General features: G+C 60.1%; 15 protein-coding genes. 8 read left to right on the plus strand and 7 right to left on the minus strand.

Annotation, left to right across the window (positions count from 1 at the left end; all coding sequences use genetic code 11):
* The first annotated feature begins 40 nt into the window (after positions 1–40).
* From NMA58_RS16540 to NMA58_RS16560, 5 genes are read left to right on the plus strand one after another with little or no spacing between them, the layout of a single operon-like run.
* Positions 41–868 carry an ABC transporter permease gene (locus NMA58_RS16540; RefSeq protein ID WP_183698947.1) on the plus strand — a complete coding sequence of 276 codons (828 nt, stop codon included), beginning with the start codon at positions 41–43 and terminating at the stop codon, positions 866–868.
* Positions 865–1,644 (plus strand): ABC transporter permease, encoded by a 780-nt coding sequence (locus tag NMA58_RS16545; protein ID WP_434711290.1) that lies wholly within the window; start codon positions 865–867, stop codon positions 1,642–1,644. Before NMA58_RS16540 ends, NMA58_RS16545 begins: the two co-directional genes overlap by 4 nt.
* Positions 1,637–2,662 carry an ABC transporter ATP-binding protein gene (locus tag NMA58_RS16550; RefSeq protein WP_430957885.1) on the plus strand — a complete coding sequence of 342 codons (1,026 nt, stop codon included), beginning with the start codon at positions 1,637–1,639 and terminating at the stop codon, positions 2,660–2,662. Before NMA58_RS16545 ends, NMA58_RS16550 begins: the two co-directional genes overlap by 8 nt.
* Before the next feature lie 4 nt (positions 2,663–2,666).
* A complete protein-coding gene (locus NMA58_RS16555) occupies positions 2,667–3,587 on the plus strand; it encodes a nucleoside hydrolase (RefSeq protein ID WP_434711293.1) in 921 nt (306 codons plus the stop codon).
* Entirely contained in the window at positions 3,584–5,371 is a 1,788-nt protein-coding gene (locus NMA58_RS16560; protein ID WP_434711295.1) for an adenine deaminase, read from the plus strand. Before NMA58_RS16555 ends, NMA58_RS16560 begins: the two co-directional genes overlap by 4 nt.
* A 110-nt stretch (positions 5,372–5,481) precedes the next feature.
* On the opposite strand, the gene NMA58_RS16565 is transcribed toward NMA58_RS16560, so the two are convergent.
* Positions 5,482–7,458 carry a putative bifunctional diguanylate cyclase/phosphodiesterase gene (locus NMA58_RS16565; RefSeq protein WP_430957888.1) on the minus strand — a complete coding sequence of 659 codons (1,977 nt, stop codon included), beginning with the start codon at positions 7,456–7,458 and terminating at the stop codon, positions 5,482–5,484.
* A gap of 254 nt (positions 7,459–7,712) precedes the next feature.
* On the opposite strand from NMA58_RS16565, the gene NMA58_RS16570 reads away from it, so the two are divergent.
* A complete protein-coding gene (locus tag NMA58_RS16570; RefSeq protein WP_183698937.1) occupies positions 7,713–8,756 on the plus strand; it encodes a class I SAM-dependent methyltransferase in 1,044 nt (347 codons plus the stop codon).
* A gap of 393 nt (positions 8,757–9,149) precedes the next feature.
* On the opposite strand, the gene NMA58_RS16575 is transcribed toward NMA58_RS16570, so the two are convergent.
* Positions 9,150–10,520 (minus strand): hypothetical protein, encoded by a 1,371-nt coding sequence (locus NMA58_RS16575; RefSeq protein WP_434711298.1) that lies wholly within the window; start codon positions 10,518–10,520, stop codon positions 9,150–9,152.
* On the opposite strand from NMA58_RS16575, the gene NMA58_RS16580 reads away from it, so the two are divergent.
* The gene (locus tag NMA58_RS16580; RefSeq protein ID WP_434711300.1) at positions 10,509–10,679 is read left to right on the plus strand and encodes a hypothetical protein; all 171 of its coding nucleotides are present in this window, start codon (positions 10,509–10,511) and stop codon (positions 10,677–10,679) included. The genes NMA58_RS16575 and NMA58_RS16580 overlap by 12 nt on opposite strands.
* A 50-nt stretch (positions 10,680–10,729) precedes the next feature.
* On the opposite strand, the gene NMA58_RS16585 is transcribed toward NMA58_RS16580, so the two are convergent.
* Genes NMA58_RS16585 through NMA58_RS16605 form a run of 5 tightly spaced genes read right to left on the minus strand, consistent with a single transcriptional unit; the run spans position 10,730 to position 16,419 of the window.
* Positions 10,730–12,364 carry a hypothetical protein gene (locus tag NMA58_RS16585; protein ID WP_434711302.1) on the minus strand — a complete coding sequence of 545 codons (1,635 nt, stop codon included), beginning with the start codon at positions 12,362–12,364 and terminating at the stop codon, positions 10,730–10,732.
* Positions 12,361–13,110 (minus strand): SDR family oxidoreductase, encoded by a 750-nt coding sequence (locus tag NMA58_RS16590; protein ID WP_434711304.1) that lies wholly within the window; start codon positions 13,108–13,110, stop codon positions 12,361–12,363. The genes NMA58_RS16585 and NMA58_RS16590 overlap by 4 nt, the downstream gene beginning before the upstream one ends.
* Complete coding sequence (locus NMA58_RS16595) at positions 13,107–14,429, minus strand: FAD-binding oxidoreductase (RefSeq protein WP_430957891.1); 1,323 nt, start codon at positions 14,427–14,429, stop codon at positions 13,107–13,109. The genes NMA58_RS16590 and NMA58_RS16595 overlap by 4 nt, the downstream gene beginning before the upstream one ends.
* 7 nt (positions 14,430–14,436) lie before the next feature.
* A complete protein-coding gene (locus NMA58_RS16600) occupies positions 14,437–14,868 on the minus strand; it encodes a GtrA family protein (RefSeq protein ID WP_434711306.1) in 432 nt (143 codons plus the stop codon).
* Positions 14,869–14,877: 9 nt separating this feature from the next.
* A complete protein-coding gene (locus NMA58_RS16605) occupies positions 14,878–16,419 on the minus strand; it encodes a UbiA family prenyltransferase (protein WP_434711308.1) in 1,542 nt (513 codons plus the stop codon).
* 253 nt (positions 16,420–16,672) lie between these two features.
* Between NMA58_RS16605 and NMA58_RS16610 the strand changes: the two genes are divergently transcribed.
* Complete coding sequence (locus NMA58_RS16610; RefSeq protein WP_434713445.1) at positions 16,673–18,445, plus strand: SLC13 family permease; 1,773 nt, start codon at positions 16,673–16,675, stop codon at positions 18,443–18,445.
* Positions 18,446–18,498 lie beyond the last annotated feature (53 nt).

Consider the following 18,498-nt stretch of genomic DNA (forward strand, 5'->3'; position numbering starts at 1 on the left):
GCCGCTCGCCGGGGCATCTCCTCTCCTGGAAAGGCGCCTCATGTTCCAGAACCGCGCGGAAGCCCTGGCGCTTGCCCTGCCGGCAGCCGTCTTTGCGACGGTGGTATTCCTGCTGCCCGTCGCAATCCTGCTGTCGGAGGGTTTTCGCGCCGGCGATGCCTGGACGATATCGGCCTACACAGGCTTCTTTTCCGAGACGCTGAACCGGACCGTTTTCCTGCGCTCCTTCCGGCTTGCCCTCGAGGTCACCGCTGTCTCGGCCGTCATCGGCTACGCCGCAGCCTTTGCAATCGTCAACCTGCCGGCGAACGGCAAAGGCCGCATGATCGGCTTGGTCACCCTGCCGCTGATGATCTCGCCAGTGGCGCGCACCTATGCCTGGATCGTCATTCTCGGCCGCACCGGCATCGTCAACCAGGCGATCACGGGCCTCGGTTTCAGCGCCGAACCGCTGCGCCTGCTCTTCACCGAGACCGCCGTCTTCATCGGCCTCCTGCAGCTCTTCCTGCCGCTGATGATCCTGTCGTTGATCAGTGCGCTGGAAAACATGCCGAGGGATGCGATCCCGGCCGCCCGCGTGCTCGGCGCCAACTGGTTCCAGGTCTTTTGGAAGGTCGTCCTGCCGCTCACGCGCGAGGGCCTCGTCATCGGCGGCACGCTCGTCTTCACCGGCTCGCTCACCGCCTACATCACCCCCGCCATCCTCGGCGGTTCCAAGGTGCTGATGCTCGAAACACTGATGTATCAGCAGGTGTCGGTCGCCAATGATTTCGTCTCGGCAAGCGTCATCGCCTTCATTCTGATCGTCATGAGCTTTGCCGCCAACATCCTGCTGAAACGCCTTGCGACGGCGAGGAGACGCAGATGAGCATCCGTCTCTTTTCGCCTGTCGTCCTCTTCCTGCTGCTTGTTTTCCTGATCGGCCCGTTTCTGATCATCATCGCCGCCTCGCTCTCGGCTGGTGAGACGCTGGCTTTCCCGCCGCAGGGCCTCTCGCTACGCTGGGTGATGAAGGTCTTCACTATTGAAAACTTTCGCGACAGCTTCGCCATGTCGATGTTCCTTGCCGTTTTCGGAACACTGGCAGCCCTCATCCTCGGCATCCCCGCCGCCTATGCCCTGTCGCGTTACCCGCTGCCCGCAGCAGAGACCGTCCGCACCATCGTCTCGCTGCCGATCATCGTCCCCGGCATCATCGTCGGCCTGGCATTGCTGCGTTATCTCGTCGTGCCCTTCGGCTTCAACATCACGCTTGCGCTCTTCTTTGCCCATGCGGCCCTCGTACTGCCCTATGCCGTGCGCGTCGTGTCGGCGAGCCTCGATAATCTGCGCTCGGATATCGAGGAGGCGGCCGTCCTGCTCGGCTCCTCCAGGCTCGGTGCCTTTTTCCGCGTGGTCATGCCGAATATCCGCGGCGGCATCCTGGCCGCCTTCATCCTCGGCTTCGTCACCAGTTTCAATCAGGTGCCGGTCTCGCTCTTCCTTTCCGGCCCGGGTGTCCGAACCCTGCCGATCGATATGCTGGGCTATATGGAAACCACCTACGATCCTTCCATCGCGGCGCTCTCCGCCCTTCTCGCTTTCCTCTCGATCGGCATCGTCTTCCTCGCCGAACGCTTCCTGGGATTCTCGCGTTATGTTTGATGCCTATCTCCAACTCGACAAGCTGACGCTTCGCTATGGTGACACGGTCGCCGTGAGGGATCTCGACCTTGCGATCGCCAAGGGCGAGCTCGTCGCCCTTCTCGGCCCCTCCGGCTGTGGCAAAACGACAACGATGCGCGCCATTGCCGGCCTGCTGAAGCCCGCATCCGGTCGCATCGGCCTCGACGGCGCCGATATAACCGGCGTCTCCGCCAACAAGCGCGCCGTCGGCCTCGTCTTCCAGTCATACGCGCTGTTCCCGCATCTGACGGTCTACGAGAACGTCGCCTTCGGCCTGCGCCTCAAGGGCATTTCGGGCGCGGATCTCGATGCCCGCGTCGGCGCCGGCCTGAAATCCGTCGGCCTCACCACTTTCGCCGGCCGCAAGCCCGCCGAACTCTCCGGCGGCCAGCAGCAGCGTGTCGCACTGGCGCGATCCATGGTGATGGAGCCGAAGGTCCTGCTGCTCGACGAGCCGCTCTCCAATCTCGACGCCCGCCTTCGCCTCGAAATGCGCGCTGAATTGCAGCGCGTGCAGAAGGAGACCGGCGTCACCATGATCTTCGTCACTCACGACCAGGTCGAGGCCTTGGCGCTCGCCGACCGCATCGTCGTCATGCTGGACGGCGGCATCGAACAGATCGGCACGCCGGAGGAGATCTATAACAATCCCGCCTCCGCCTTCGTCGCCGATTTCGTGGGCTTCGAAAATGTCTTCGCTCTGAAAGACGGAAAGCTTGTGACGCCGCACGGCCCCGCAGCACTCTCCGATCCGCCGCCCCAAGCTGCGGCCGGCCTGGCTTGGCGCCCGCGTACGGTGACCCTCGGCTCCGGTCCGTTCCAAGGCAAAGTGCACGGCACGTCTTTCGCCGGCAACACACGCGAATACCTCCTCCATACGCCGCTTGGGCCTATCAAGGCTGAAATCGACGCGAGCCTGCCGCCGCACGAGATCGGCAGTGCGCTCGCCTTCGATCTGCCGGTCGCCGGCGCGGCCAACCTCAAGCGCTTCGGGTGACATCATGGGTGTGTGGATCGATACCGACATGGGCTTCGACGACATCGCCGCCATTCTGGTGGTGGCGCAGTCGAAATATCAGATCGACGGCGTCTCGCTGGTCTTCGGCAACACGCCGCTGCCGCAGGTGAGGATGAATGCAGCGGGCGCCGCCGGCGCCTTCGACTGGACGTTCCCCGTCCATACCGGGCGTGCTGCACCCGTTCTCGGCAAACTCGAAACCGCCCAGGCGATCCTCCGCGAAACCGGCATTCCGACATCCGGCAAGAGCCTACCGAAAGCCGCCGCCCTGGCCGAGAGCGACGCCTTCTCCGCGCTCTGCCGCTGGCTCGAGGGCAACGGACCACACCGCATCCTGGCTCTCGGTCCCCTGACCAATATCGCCGCCGTGGCGCTCGCACGCCCCGATCTTGCCGCATGTATCACCGAACTCGTCTGGATGGGCGGCGGCGTCACATCCGGCAACCATACGGCCTCCTCCGAGTTCAACGCGCTCGCCGATCCCGAGGCGCTGGCGATCGTTATCGCCCATGGCCTGCCGCTGCGCATGGTCGATCTCGACCTCTGCCGCAAAGTGCTGGCAAGGCCCGAGGATGTCGAGCCGGTACTCAGTGCCGGCGGCGCAAATGCCGAACTGATCGGCGACATGTTCGCCGGCTATATAAGCATCGGCACCAGCCGCGGCCGTCCCGGCATGGCGATTTACGATCCCTCCGCCGCCGTGGCCTTCGTCGCCCCCGATATCGTCAGCTTCCGCCCCGCGCGCATCGACGTCGAACTGCAGGGCGCCCTCACCCGTGGCCGCACCGTCGTCGAGACTCGCGCCACGCATGCGACCTTCAACGCCCAATTCGCCGCCGATATCGACGTGGAGAAGGCGCGTACCATCATTCTCGCCGCCCTGATCAATGAGGCCCGCAGATGAACGCCATTGCTCGTCAGGAACCTTTCGATCTCAACGATCCAGCCTTGCGCGCCCGCGCCGTTGCCGCCGCCCGCGGCGACGCCCCGTTCGATATGCTCATCACCGGCGGCCGCCTGCTCGATACGGTGACGGGCCTGATCCGGGAGGCTGATGTCGGCCTCGTCGGCGCGCTCATCGCCAGCGTCCATGCCCGGGCGAGCCGAATCGACGCGGTCGAAATCATCGATGCGACTGACGGCATCCTGACGCCGGGCCTGATCGATACGCACATGCACGTCGAAAGCTCGATGGTGACACCCGCCGAATATGCAAGCGCCGTGCTGCCGCGCGGTGTCACCACGGTCGTGTGGGATCCGCATGAATTCGGCAACGTCCACGGCCTCGACGGCGTGCGCTGGGCGATCGAGGCGGCACGTGCTCTGCCGCTGCGCATGATCCTGCTCGCCCCCTCCTGCGTGCCGTCTGCGCCGGGCCTGGAACTCGCCGGCGCCGATTTCGATGCCGCCGTCGTCACCGAGATGCTGCGTTCTCCTGCCGTCGGCGGCGTTGCCGAAGTCATGAACATGCGCGGCGTCATCAACGGCGATCCGCGCATGAGCGCCATCGTCAACTCAGGCCTTGCTTCCGGCAAGCTCGTCTGTGGCCATGCCCGCGGCCTCACCGGCGCGGACCTCAACGCCTTCATGGCAGCGGGCGTCACGTCGGACCACGAACTCACCTCCGGCGCCGATCTTAGCGCTAAACTTTCCGCCGGTCTGACGATCGAACTGCGTGGCTCTCACGATCATCTCTTGCAGGAATTCGTCGAGGTGCTGAACGGCCTCGGCCATCTGCCGCCAACCATTACGCTCTGCACCGACGACGTCTTTCCCGATGAACTCTACCAAAGCGGCGGCCTCGATGATGTCGCCCGCCGCCTGGTGCGCTATGGCATGAAACCGGAATGGGCACTGCGCGCCGCGACCTTCAACGCCGCTGAGCGGCTGAAGCGTTCCGATCTCGGCCTTGTCGCCTCCGGCCGCCGCGCCGACCTCGTTCTCTTCGAGGATCTCACGGAATTCCGAGCACGCCTCGTCATATCAGATGGCCGCGTCGTCGCCCGCAACGGCAGCATGGAGGCGACCGTTCAGCCGCTCGATACGGCGCCGCTGATCAAGTCCGTGAAGCTGCCGCTGCTGACCGACAACGATTTCCGCATCCCCGCGAAAGGCAAGCGCGCCCGCGTCGCCACTATCGACCGCCCACGCTTCACTCAATGGGGAGAGGCGGAAACGTATATCCGGGACGGCTTCGTCGTGCCACCTGTCGGCAGCGCCATGATCGCCGTCGCCCATCGCCACGGAAGGGCCGGTGGCACCCCGCGCAACGGTTTCCTCAGCGGCTGGGGCGAATGGCGCGGCGCCTTCTGCACCACCGTCTCGCATGATAGCCACAACCTCACCGTCTTCGGCGGCAATGCAGCCGACATGGCGCTCGCCGCCAACGCTGTCATAACAGCCGGGGGCGGCATGGCGGTCGCCAAGGACGGCCAAATCGAAGCGATCCTGCCGCTGCCGCTCTCCGGCCTCGTCACCGACGCCTCACTGAAGGACACCGCCTCAGCCTTTGCCGACATCCGTAAGGCCATGGGCAAGATCGTCGATTGGAAGCCACCTTACCGCGTCTTCAAGGCCTGCTTCGGCGCGACACTCGCCTGCAATGCCGGCCCGCATCAGACGGACCGGGGGGTTGCGGATGTGGTGACGGGGAAAGTGCTGGAAGATCCGGTGCTGGAGATTTTCTAGGCAGGGACGCACGGATCAAAAGCGAGCGGGAGTGCTGTACAATCCGCCTACGGGCGCCTGCCGCCGTGACCAACATAACTTATTGCCCATTCCGGAATGGACGTTTGGAATCAATGAGTCCTGACCAGGCCGAAAGGCAGCACATTATCAGATTCAAGCTGAGCTGCCGGCGCGGGCCGTCCAATGTAATATCCTTGGATCTGGTTGATTCCGTACTGCTGCATCAGCCGCTGATGTTCGATGGTCTCAACGCCTTCAATGAGTATCCTCACGCCGCGATTGCGCAGCAGGCTGATGATGTCAAGCAACATCCTCTTGCCTTTTTCCGTATTGCAATCATGGAGGAAGGATCGATCGATCTTGACGGTGTCGAATTCGATCAGGCGCAGCCACGAGAGCCCGGCGAAGCCTGTGCCGAAGTCGTCCAGCCAGACTTGAGCGCCCAACCTTCTCAGGTCGCTGATGCAACGAACCACGGTCTGGTCGATTTCCAGCTCAACGCCTTCGGTAATTTCGAAAGCAAGCCGAGCGCCCGTCACCCCGAATTCTGCGAGCGTCGCTGCGACATAGCTGGCGAAACCTGGCATCTTGAGCTCAATCGGCGAAACGTTGACGCTGGCAACTTGCACCAAGCCGGTCGCCAACAGGTCTCGGCAAACGGTGCGAATTGCCCACCGGCCGAGTTCAACGATCGAACCTGTCCTTTCCGCAACAGGAATAAACATAGCAGGTGACACCTGCGTCCCGTCCAACATCCTCAAACGCATCAAAGCTTCAACGCCGTCCGTCTTGCCTGTCTGAATGTTGCGGATCGGCTGATAGACGAGTGAGACAAGGCCGTGTTCAATCGCGATTTTCAAGGTCGCTGCTATATCCTCGCTGTCATCGCTCCTCTGCGGGTCTTCGGGATCGAAGACCACGAGGGTGTTGCGACCCGATGCCTTGGCGGCATAAAGCGCGCGATCAGCTTCATGGATGACCTTGTCGACCTGTTTGGTCTCATCCCGCGTATAGGACACGCCGATACTCACGGTGATGACCGTGGTCCCGTCTCGCCTATGCTCATGTGGCCAAGCCAACGCTCGGACGGCAGCACAAATCGCTTCTGCGAGTTCCGTCGCTCTTTCCGAATTCAGCGTTGGTGTGATGAGGATGAATTCCTCACCCCCGTATCGTCCGATGATGGAGTCCCAGGACGAGGCCACACTTTGGAGAAGCTGCGAGACAGCGACAAGGCATCGGTCGCCTTCTTGATGGCCATAGCAGTCGTTGTAATGTTTGAAATAATCGACATCGATGAGCAGCACGGCAAAGGGCGCCCTATGGTCCTGCCATCGTTGCCAATAATCACGCAGCCGCTGGTCGATCGCCCGGCGATTTTCCAGGCCGGTCAGCGAGTCGGTGTTGGAGAGGTGCAAAAGCGCCTTGCCCCTTTCCTCGGCGGCGGCTTGCTGCAAACTCGCTTCAAGAGCATTCAGGAAAACTTTATAGCGCTCTCTGTTGAGCTGAAGGTTCACGTAAGAGGTAAAAATGAAGCAGGATATGCAGAACGCACCCAGGATCAGCTTATGAAGAAGCAGCATCGGCGCGAATAAACAGAGCGCGCCGATGAAGATGAGCATGTTCGTTACGGAGGCCGCAAGAGCTAGCGGAAACCGGAAACTGAAGAACAAGTTGACGCTCATCATGAAGATCGAGCCAAAAACCATATAATATGAGAAGGCGTCTCTGACCGTGGTCATCTGTGCCGTCAGAAGCCAGACTAAATAAGCCGCTAGCACGGACGTCGCCGCCGCCATATCGACCGTATCGGCCTTTGCTTTGCGGTAGAGCAAGAGCTCCAGCATGCATATCGCACCGACGCCAACCGCCAATCGGCCGGCGATCGTGTACCGGACGACATCGCCAATAAAAAGGTAGTCAGTGAAAGAGTATGCAAGGTAAGCAGCCACCGCTATCCAGAGGCCGTTGCGCGTAGCGGTCTTTCGGCCGCTCTCGCTCTTCTGCTTGTACAGGCGACGCAACTGTCCTGACGATAGCGTCGGCCCTATGGTGGCGACTGCGGTCTCGGCTAACACGTGCATCATGCCCCTGCCACCCAAAATAATGCAGCATTGCCCTACGCAGACTGCCAGCTAACGCTGGATAGCCCCCCGCAGACTCCACATCAACCGATAACGCTGCACCGAGCTTCCGGCGGGCAGAGTATCTGTCGGGTTCACTAATATTTTCTAAAATTAAGACGTGCACTTCGACTGCGCCCCAACCTTGACGCTTGACCTTCATGAGAATGATGAAGATTTTACTCAATGTTTAAATCATTATCCCCGATGAGGTTTCCGTGGCTCAGCCCCTCTTTTCTCTTGATGGCCAAAGCTTGATTACACCGCAGTCAGTCAGCAAAAAGTTCCCCTCACCTCACCACCATAATGAAACGGACCTCCTGCGGACGGCAGAGGCCGAGTTTGCGATTCTCATCAACATTGCAATGCAGCGGTTCAGCGCCGGGAAAGACCTGCCTGGTGCAGTCAGGTGGTTGATCGGCCAGCTTCATGACGTCCGCCAAAAATTCGGTACTGCTGTATGGCAAAAGCTCATTCCATTCATTCAGGCCCATCCCTCGGCAAAGATTCTGCAGCAGTGCCCGTTCACTCGTTGGTCCTTTGAAAAACCTCGCGGCTATTCCGGTGACGCCAGTCTTATAGACTTTATTTATGGGCATCCGGCGGTCGCCGAAGAAGTTGCCAGATCCACGCTTCTCGGCCTGGATATCTTTGAATACACGATCAATGCGCCCGGCCCGGTAGCGGTCAGGGAACGTCGCGACATTCTGACCCGCTACGTTGATGACACCGCTGCGCGAAGGGGATCGGACACCGAGGTTCTGGCAATCGCCGCGGGTCACCTTCGCGAAGCGGAGGCATCAAAGGCGCTTGCAGAAGGCCGCCTTAAGCGCTGGGTTGCTCTTGATCAGGATCCGCAAAGTATTGGTTCGATCGCGAGCCAATTCCATGGGACTTCTGTCGAGCCTATCGACGGATCGGTGCGCGGTTTGCTCGCGCGCAAACATCAGCTTGGCACCTTCGATCTGATCTACGCAGCAGGGCTGTACGATTACCTTGCCGATAAAGTAGCAATCCGGCTCACGCAGATTTGCATGGAAATGCTGAAACCGGGCGGCGTCTTTCTATTTGCCAACTTCTCCGATGAGATGGCGGATGACGGATACATGGAATCCTACATGAACTGGGAGCTCCTCCAGCGTTCCGAGGCCGACATGTGGCGTATTGCCAATAGTAGTGCGGCGGAAAACACGGTTGAGAAGACAGTCTGGTTCGGTGCCAACCGTAACATCATTTACAGCACCATCAGGAAGCTGTCGTAAGTCGGGACGGCCGCCCGGCCGCGCTGCTGCAGACGGCCGGGACATCCGCATCAAGGGAGAGTTAGCGAGCGTCAAAGACAGACGGAGCAATCGGATTGCGATGACGCAGCAGGGCCACTCCGCGACATGCTGATGACGAGGCCGCGGCGAGCACACAGAACTGGAGCATACGGCGCCAAAATCCACTAATTTCGGCATTCCTGTTCCTGGCGGTCGTCGCAGTGAGTGGCTTCGTGCTGTTGGCATCCCGCTGGCTTCGCCGCTCGGATGAATCCACTACAACGCTTTTCCTGCTACCCGTTTGGCAGCGCAGGGTCGATTTGCGCCTGCGCGCTCGTACTGATGCTCATCGGCCTTGATCGCCGCGGAGGTGAAAAAACAGGCTGCGCCGGCTCAGGAAGCCTTTCTGCGGTAAATGCGCCAATCGGCCGTCTCCCGCACCAGCGCATAGTGGCGGGCGATATAGTGGGCATAAAGATCGCGCAGCCCGTTGCCCGTCCAGATCTCGATCGGCCATTTCGGATCGAGGATAAGATCGACGTCGGCGAACATCTCTTCCGCGGCCGGATGATCATACGGCCCAAGAGTTCGCCCCCAATGATACCAGACGCTGTCGCCCGCGGGCGGCGTCAGCCCCAGGCCGGCGGAGAAGGGATTGACGAAATCGAGAACCGCGACGCGCTCGTCACCAGACATGAGTTGCGACAGGATGGCCGAAGCGTCCACCAGTGTCCTGTTGTATTCCTCAAAATATTCGTATTGGCCGGCGCTCCACATCTCAACGAGCCTGATCTCGGAAAACGCCGGCAGCGGGATCGCTTTGCCTCGGCCGCCGGCAGCGTAATAGGCGTGAATTGCGAATGATGCAGCGTTGCCGACGGCGGCGGGCAATAACAGGAATCCCACGAGTAGCGGCAGCGCGAACCGCGCTTTCCCGAATCGGGAGAGCAGCTTGGCGCGAAAGAGGCTTTCCGTGATGATGGCGGCGCTTGCACCCAGAGTCAGAATACCGACGGTCTGGAAATTCTGCCCAATCAAGAGGAGTCCGGTCGTGCCGCAGAAGGCAACGAAGAGCAGATGCCGATAGCTCGGCGTCAGGCTGAGCACGATGAGCACGACTGTCAGATAGACAAGAAGGTCGGCGAGATTGTTCCGTACCAAATGACCGAGGGCGGTCAACGTCAGAACGCCGCCACTGTTCTTTGCTGAAAGGTCAAGGTCGGCAAGGTAGTTGAACCCGCCGCGCCAGACGACTTCAATCCCGATGACGCTGAAGGCGATCATCCCCAGCGCCAACCTCACCCAACCGATCTGGCGACGATCGAAAAGCATGAACAATAGGAAGCCAAGCCCTACGACCCCATAGGTGATTTTGGTGTAGAGCATCAGCAACACAAGGAAACTGGCGCATGCCGCATCGACTGCTTTGCTACTCCCGGCGGCCGGCAATCGAGGCAGATACATCACCAACAAAAAGCCGAGCGACGCCCATCCAATCCGGTTGTAGAACATCGCAAAAGTTAGCTCCCCTATCCGCTCGCCCGGATTCGCGGGAGCCGCAACTATCAGGAGCAGGAAGAGCGCAAGCGGAAGTCCGAACGCCTTATGCATCCGGCCGCTCACGATTTCCGCGGCAATGGCAGTAAGCAGGAGGACCACTATCGCCATTCCAGCCGGCATCGCGCCGCCCAGATTGCCCGACAAGCCATAGCCGGCAGCGGGAATATAAAATGTCAGCGGCCCGAGCGACGAATGGAAATCCACATTCGGCACTTGGCCACGCACGATGCGATGAGCACCATCCAGGAAAACGAAGAGGTCGTTGACGTACTTGGTCGTCGCCGTTCGGCCAGGCAAAGCGAGAAGGGCGGCGAGAACGAAACCCATGCCGACGATGACAACCCACGACCGGCTCAACCGTGACGCCAGGGGCGATGCGGCGTCTGCCGTTTCCACCGACCTTTCCGTCTCAGTCACTGCACCTCGCTTTGCGTCTTCGCCTGGCGCCACTGGTAGATCGTCCACTCGGATGTTTTCTGAACGACCTCGAACCGAGCCGAAAGAAACGGGCCGTACAGCGCCTGCAGCGGCAGGCTGTTGATTCCTGTTTTTGGCACCATGACGAACTTTACATCCGCAAAGAGCACTTCCGGTGGGATGTAGGCTTTCTCGTTGATATTGCGGTTCCAGTGAAACCATGCGGAGTCACCGGTAGGCGGACGAATGCCGAGCCCCGCTGAAAAAGGATTGGCGAAATCAAGCACGAAAACGCGCTCCGGCGGTACCGGCAATGCCTGCAGCAGACTTCCCCCGGTGATGATGTCGTCGAGATAACGCCTTATGAAGTCAGGCTCGCCGCCGGGCGGATCGATCTCCCGAACATCGTCGAAACGCGGCAGCCCGAGAGATTGCCCTGCTTTCTCAGCCGCAAGCGATGTATGCAGAATGAGAGCTGCGGCGTGGTGTACGATCGGCGGCAACAGGAACAAGGTCGCAAGCAGCGGCAGAGCCGTGGCAGGAAGAGCCAAACCTCCCGCCCTTCTCCCTTCATCACCTTGCTGAAGCCACGCGGCTTTCTGCGCCAGAACGACTGCACCGCAGTAGAGCGTGATGATGCCCCAGCTGTGGGCGTTCTGGTTGATGATCGCCAAGCCGGCGCCTACGCAGAACCCGGAGAAGAGAAAATCTCGGAAGCTGCGGGTTTGCCAGATGGCGATCAAAGCGAAGGTCGCAAATACGACGAGGTCGGAAAGGTTCTCACGTAGGTTCTTCAGGATGCTGCCGAGATCATGGCCGCCGCTGACACGCGCCGCCGCCCGCAGATCCTCACTGTGCTGAGCGGTTCCGCCCCAGAAGAACTCGATGGCGATCATGGCCAACCCCGTCAGCAGCAGGGCGGTCACGACCCAGCGGCGCTGCTGCCGATCCAATAGGATGATCACGAGAAAGGCGGTTCCAGCAAGCCCGTAGGTCGCCTTGGTGTAGAATGAGACGAGCAGAAGAAAGACGGCGGCAAGAGCATCGGCGGCATCGCTTCGCCCGCGCGCGGGCTGCGGCGTCCGATACATCACCAGCAGCAGGCCAAGCGCGACCCAACCGATGCGGTTGTAAAACATCGCGAAGGAAGGATACCAGATGGAACTGCCGAGATTAATCGGCGCCGCGAGGATGAGAATGAGGAATATGCCGAGCGCGGCCGCCAATGACGGGCTGAGGCGGGACACGAGAATGCGGATCATCGCCGGGATGAAGGCGACGACAACAATAGCCATTCCGACCGGTATGGCAGCGCCGAAATTCCCCGTCAGTTGATATCCAGCCGCCGGAAGATAAAAGACGAGTGGCCCGAGCGCCGTGTGGAAATCGCGATTCGGCACCTGACCGAACGTGATGCGGTGCGCACCGTCGATAAAGACCAGCACGTCATTGATAAAGGCGGCGTTGATGGTCCTCCCGGGCAGGGCAAGCATGGCTGCGCAGGCCAATGCTGTTAGAATGATTGCGCCTTCGGCCGACAGCAACCGCCGTATCCTCGCCGCCGGTCGCTTGCTGGCACCTGCGCTCGTTCCGATGGCCGCGTAAGCGGCGTGATTGCCTGGTTCCGTCACAGCCGCAACCTCTTGAAGATCGGTTCCGGGATTAACCGGATCGTCGTCATGAGCGGCCGCCATATGCGTCTGACATAGACGACGTCCCCGCCTCTGCCTCCCTCCGCGACAGTAAAGATCTTCTGCGCGACCTCCCGAGGTTCGGCTGTGAGAAGCGGCGGCAGCTTCATGCCATGCGTCATGCGTGTCCGAACGAAACCCGGCTTCACGGTGAGCACGCGCACGCCGGACCCGGACAGCCGGTTTCTCAGGCCGGACAAGTAGGCGGTCAACCCGGCTTTTGCGGCGCCATAGACATAGTTGGACGCGCGTCCGCGATCTCCGGCGACGGAGCTTATGCCGACGATGGTACCTGATCCCCTTGCCGCAAAACGTTCTGCCAGAAGGCCAAGAAGCAAAGCTGGTCCTTCGAAGTTCGTCCGCATGATCATGGCGGCGTGCTCGAGCTGCCGTTCAGCGCGAGACTGCTCGCCCAGTTCGCCGACAACGCAGACCACCGTGTCGGGCAGAGGCGAAACGACGCCCACAAAATCTTCGAAGTGGCTCGTGGCGAGGATATCAAGTTCGTGAACCAGGACATTAGCGCCGGTCCGCGCGCTGATGTCGTCGGCTTCGCGCTGTACGGCGGAGAGCTTTCGTCCGGTGAGAAGCACATTCCATCCGGCCTCCGCATAGATCAGCGCCGTCGCGCGACCGATATCCGACGTCCCGCCTATCAGGAGCAATGTCTTGCAGATCCCCGTCATATGCCGAGCCTCTTTGCCAAGCGGGAATTAAAGTGACGATCGGCGCCCGTTATTTTGCGTAGCTCTTTGAACGCAGCCAACCGAGGGTAACCGGCCTCGAATGTGTGACGTGACTGTCGTGCATCCTTGGCGAGATAGAGCCGCCCCCCTGCCTTGACAACCAGCTCGTCGATCTCGTCGAGCAGCCGGAACACTTCCTGCGTGACGGGAAGGTCGAGTGCGAGCGTGTAGCCCGGGGCAGGAAAGGACAGCAGCCCGCTCCCGCGCCCCAGCTTCTTCAGAACGGCAAGAAAGGAGCCTTTTCCCGAGCGCGCAAAGCGCTCGAGAATGCCACTCAGGACTGCGAGCGCATCCTCGGCAGGAACCACGCACTGATGCTGCAGAAAGCCCCTCCTGCCATACAGCCGGTTCCATTCAAGGATACCGTCCAGTGGAAAGAAGTATTTATCCCAGTGGACCAGCGACGTCTTGGCTGCCTTTCGCGCTCCCGCCCTGAAATAAAGCTCGTTGAAGGCTGCTACGCTTGTTTTGTTGAGCACCCATTGCGGCAGATCGAATGGCAGTGAAAACCTCCCCTCGTTTTTCGCTGCAAAACGATCGGCCTCCGGCATGCCGCCGACCTCGTCCAGCGACGCGTGTTCGCCGGCGAAAATCAGCGAGCGTCCAAGGGAAGCGCCTTGCAAAAAGCAATCGATCCAGGCGACCGAATAAGTTGCATCCTCGGTCTGCTGCAGCGCCTTCAACGCCTCGCCAAGGTTTTTCGTGACGATCGTCTTTTGCACGATCCAGCCGGATTCGATCGGTCTCAAGCGGAAGGTCGCTTCCGCGATAATCCCGGTCATGCCCATGCCACCGACCGTCGCGAAGAAAAGCTCAGGGTTGCGCGTGCGGCTACAGGTGAGGATCTCTCCGCCGGCGACCACCAGCTTGAGCTCGCTGACATGGTCACCGAACCCGCCGTCGCGATGATGGTTCTTGCCGTGCACGTCAGAGGCGATCATCCCGCCGACCGTGACAAATTTGGTGCCCGGTACCACAGGCGGAAAATAGCCTCTCGGGACAAACGAGCGCAGAATGTCCGAGAGCATTACGCCCCCTTCCACGGTCAGCGTCGCATTGGTGGGATCGAAGCTCCGAATCCGGCTCAGCCCACGGCACATTAAGGTGGAGTGTTCGCCGATCGCCGCGTCACCATACGAGCGCCCATTTCCGCGCCCGATCAGTCCCACGCAAGCCGCCACGGTACCTGCAAGCGCCTCCGGCAGCCGGCAGTCGATGGCCTCGCTCTCATGGTGCGGATAGCGTCCCCAGCCCTCCATGAGTTTGTCACGCCTCCTCTGGTTTGAATACGAATTTCCGGTCCAATGCGTATTTGGAGATGTAGCCGATCGCCAAGCCGAGCGCTCCGCCGGTGTATTTTGCGAGGTCCGTCTTCCAGACCGTCCAAAAAGCAATTTCAAACCCCCAGAATATGAGCGTCGTCAGGACACTGAACAGGCCGTAAAGCGCCACCTTGAGCATCTCGTCGCCGTATGACGTGTAGCCGTCGAAGAAGATCCATCTTTTGTCGAGGACGTATTTCAAGCCGAAGCCGGCAACAGTCCCTGCGAGCATAGATGGCATGAGGCTCGGCGACGGCGCCAGCTGCATGACACTAGCCTGGACCGCGAAATTGGCGGCCGTGGAGAGCATGGCAAAGGCGAGGTAGCGGGTTGCGAGGCTGGCAGAAGTGCTTCGCTCTGAAGACTGGCGACCCATGCGACCACCTCACATCGCGGCAATGACAAGTGCGCCGGCAACGCCGAGCGTGGCAAGGCTGACCTTGTCCTTCATCGCGAAGACGACTGGATCGTCATGCATCTGCCCCCGATGAGCGAGCATGAGGATGCGGGCAATCCAGCAGGCAAGAATCGGCCCGGCCAACCACAGCATAGCTGGCCTAGTGTAGATGTCTTGGGCACTGTCGCTTGCGGCATAGAGGGCAAATAACGTCAGCGCGTTCATTCCTGCTCCAGCTGCCAGGGCACCCACCATACCGATATCCGCCTTCCTGTAATCGCGGTTTCTGGAGTCCGGCAGGTGCGCGGCGCGTCGCGAAATGAGCTCGGTGTATCGCTTCACCAAAGCGAGCGAGAGAAACCAGCTCATCATGAAGGCAAGCAGCCAGGGAGATGGCCACACCGAGACGGCGGCAGCGCCGCCGATCACCCTTGTGGTGTAAAGGGAGGCGAGAGCCACCACGTCCAGGATCATCTTCCGCTTGAGGAAGAAAGAATAGGCGGTGGTCAAGGCGAAATATCCCGCCAGCACGAGCACAAAGACGGATGAAACCATGGCGGCGACCGTTAGCGCCAGCAAAAGCAGGATCGGGATTGCCAGAACGGCGCGCGACAGTGGTATCTCGCCACAGGCAAGGGGTCTGCGGCATTTGGTTTTATGGCGGCGGTCGTCCTGCAGATCGACCAAGTCGTTCAGAAGATAAACGCCCGAGGCACAGAGCGAAAAAGCCACCAAAGCCAAGCAGGCATTCGCAAGGCTATGGAGCTCAAAGAGTTGATTTGTCAGCAGCGGGACAAATACCAACGCGTTCTTGACGTATTGATGCACTCGCAACGAACGCGCCCAAATCCGCCATGTCGTTTTGTCGTGGCTCAGATGCTCGACGTTCTCGCATTGGCACGAAAGCGCTCGCGCAACTGCCGCCGATGTCCTTATGGCATAAGACTTTGCGGCGTGGCGCCAGACTGCCAAGTCAGCCGAGTCGTTGCCGATATAGTCGAAGCCACCCTCCCCGAAGGCGGCGACGAGTTTTGCCGCCTTTAGCTCCGCGACACAATTCATCGTCTCGCTTGTTGCAAACCAGCCGGTGAAGAGGCCGAGGTGGTCTGCAACCGCACAAACCAGGCGCTCGTGGGTTGCAGAAGCGAGATAAACCGAACGCCCCTGCTCCCGTGCGGCCTTGATGACCTTCAGCACTTCCGCGTCGTAAGGAAGGATGGATGGATCGAAATCCGCTGGCTGAGACAGGCGGTGCTTCAGACATGCTTTTCCGGCGGAAAGCGACCTGATGAAATCGACGATCGAATGGGGCCGACGGCTAAGCTCCGAGAAGGCCGCCTCAATTAGCAGGTCCGATCGCACCAGGGTGCCGTCAAGATCAACCACTAATGGGCGGGGCCACAGCGGTCTTTGCAGGTCCGGTGGACTGTGCACCGACAATGCCGCGGGCTCAGGTTGAGGCCACTGGTCCTCCTCGGCTCTCGGCAGAAAATCTCTTCGTAGCTGGAATTCGTGATGCAGCTCGTTCAAAGGATTTCCCTTATGCTTCGAAACCATGAAAGTTCGCCGAACCACGGCTAGGCAGTTTAGTTCCATCACCAAAATGGGTGAGGTGCCGGCTGGGAGAACCTTATCGGAGGTTGAGTTTTTTCTCGTAAAACCGAGAGTATCTCCGCAGATCCAGAGGTTCGGGCCCCGGAGGAACTTGCACAGCGTTACAGCGTTTCTGAATATCATTTTCAGCTCGGCTGTCCGCAACATCCCAGCCTCTTCCCAGGGCCGCATGACAACACAACAGATAATCGCCTTTTCTGTCATCGGGCTCATGATGGCGGTCTTTATATGGGATCGCTTCCGCTATGATGTTGTCGCGTGTTGTGCGCTTGTATTGGCAGTCGCGACCGGCATTGTTCCGCCGGAAAAAGCGTTTTCCGGATTTTCGGATGACATCGTCATTATCGTTGGCAGCGCACTGGTCGTCAGCGCAGGCGTAGCGCGGTCAGGCATTGTGGATTCGGCAATCAAGAGATTTTTCCCGAATCTGGACACGTTTTACACGCAGCTTGCGCTATTGATGATTGCGGTGGCGGTGCTTTCTGCTTTCATTAAAAATATCGGCGCGCTTGCGATCATGATGCCCGTCGCCTTCAAGTTCGCGAAAAAATCCGGCGCCTCTCCCTCAAAATACCTGATGCCGATGTCGTTTGCCGCTTTACTTGGCGGATTGATGACGCAGATTGGCACCTCGCCCAACATCGTCGTTTCACGGTTGCGGGAGGAGATGACGGGGACCTCCTTCACCATGTTTGACTTCACGCCGATAGGTGGTGTTCTCACGATTGTTGGCATCACCTTCCTCTTGTTCTTCCACTGGCTGGTGCCAAGCCGCACCAAGCAGAACAGCTCGATTGAAGATGCAATCGAAATCAAGAATTACACCAGCGAAGTCGCGATCACAGACCAGTCAACTCTGGTTGAGCAGGCATTGAGCGATCTCCTGAAGCTCGGTGATGGTGAGGTCATAGCCACGGCTGTGCTGCGGGGTGGTACCCGAATGGCTGCATTCCCTGATCTCACGCTTCGCACCGAGGATATTATCATGCTGGAAGGTCCATCGGCAGCGATGGACCGCATTGTGTCCCAGGGGAAATTGAAGCTTTCCGGCAAGCCTCTGGCAGAAGGCGGCCATCCGGAAGCAGACATCATTTCGCTTGAGGCAATCGTTAGTCAGGAATCATCCCTCGCTGGCCTTTCGGCCAAAGAATTGGCGCTTTCCTACACGCGCGGGGTCAACCTTTTGGCGATTAGCCGGCGCGGTGAACGCCTCAAGGAACGTCTTGGAAACTTGACCATCAGCACCGGTGATGTACTCCTTCTGCAAGGCAACCGGAAAAGCCTGACTGCCCTTCTGCAGGATTTCGGCCTGCTGCCACTCGCACAGCGCGAGGTGCTGCTCGGCACCCGCCGCCGCGCCTTCATTCCGCTTCTTATCCTGGCGCTCGCGATGGCAACGACCGCCGTCGGCCTCGCGCCGGTTCCGGTGGCCTTCTTCGCAGCCGCCCTGGGCATGGTCGTTTTTCGAGCTGTTCCACTTGCCGATGTCTATAAATCGGTTGATGGACCGATCCTCGTGATGCTCGCGGCCCTTATTCCCGTCTCCGACTCCTTGCGCACCTCCGGCGGCAGCGATTTGATTGCCGGCTGGCTGAGTGGGGCGGCGATGAATCTGCCGGCATGGGGTGCGCTCGGCCTGATCTTGGTGACCGCCATGGCCGTTACCCCCTTCCTCAACAACGCTGCAACGGTCCTTGTCATGGCACCGATCGCCGCCGGCTTTGCAACGGGTCTAGGCTTCAAACCGGAAGCCTTCCTAATGGCGGTGGCTATTGGCGCGGGTTGCGACTTCCTCACGCCCGTCGGCCATCAGTGCAACACGCTCGTCTTCGGTCCCGGCGGTTACAAGTTTTCCGATTATCCGCGTCTCGGCTTGCCGCTGTCGGCTTTGATTATTCTCGTCAGCGTGCCGGCACTGCTATTTGTCTGGCCCGTCAACTAGTGTGGAACGACGTCTCACTTCCGAAAGGTCGTGCGTGACTGCCACAGCGCCGC

This window comes from Rhizobium sp. YTUHZ045 (genome assembly GCF_051124255.1).
Lineage (GTDB): Bacteria > Pseudomonadota > Alphaproteobacteria > Rhizobiales > Rhizobiaceae > Rhizobium.

Bases quoted from the DNA above. Each gene is read 5' to 3' on its own strand.
- NMA58_RS16565 (WP_430957888.1), bottom strand. From the start codon at position 7,458: ATGATGCACGTGTTAGCCGAGACCGCAGTCGCCACCATAGGGCCGACG.
- NMA58_RS16560 (WP_434711295.1), top strand. From the start codon at position 3,584: ATGAACGCCATTGCTCGTCAGGAACCTTTCGATCTCAACGATCCAGCC.
- NMA58_RS16590 (WP_434711304.1), bottom strand. From the start codon at position 13,110: ATGACGGGGATCTGCAAGACATTGCTCCTGATAGGCGGGACGTCGGAT.
- NMA58_RS16555 (WP_434711293.1), top strand. From the start codon at position 2,667: ATGGGTGTGTGGATCGATACCGACATGGGCTTCGACGACATCGCCGCC.
- NMA58_RS16595 (WP_430957891.1), bottom strand. From the start codon at position 14,429: ATGGAGGGCTGGGGACGCTATCCGCACCATGAGAGCGAGGCCATCGAC.
- NMA58_RS16580 (WP_434711300.1), top strand. From the start codon at position 10,509: ATGGAAATCCACATTCGGCACTTGGCCACGCACGATGCGATGAGCACC.
- NMA58_RS16550 (WP_430957885.1), top strand. From the start codon at position 1,637: ATGTTTGATGCCTATCTCCAACTCGACAAGCTGACGCTTCGCTATGGT.
- NMA58_RS16610 (WP_434713445.1), top strand. From the start codon at position 16,673: ATGACAACACAACAGATAATCGCCTTTTCTGTCATCGGGCTCATGATG.
- NMA58_RS16600 (WP_434711306.1), bottom strand. From the start codon at position 14,868: ATGGGTCGCCAGTCTTCAGAGCGAAGCACTTCTGCCAGCCTCGCAACC.
- NMA58_RS16545 (WP_434711290.1), top strand. From the start codon at position 865: ATGAGCATCCGTCTCTTTTCGCCTGTCGTCCTCTTCCTGCTGCTTGTT.
- NMA58_RS16540 (WP_183698947.1), top strand. From the start codon at position 41: ATGTTCCAGAACCGCGCGGAAGCCCTGGCGCTTGCCCTGCCGGCAGCC.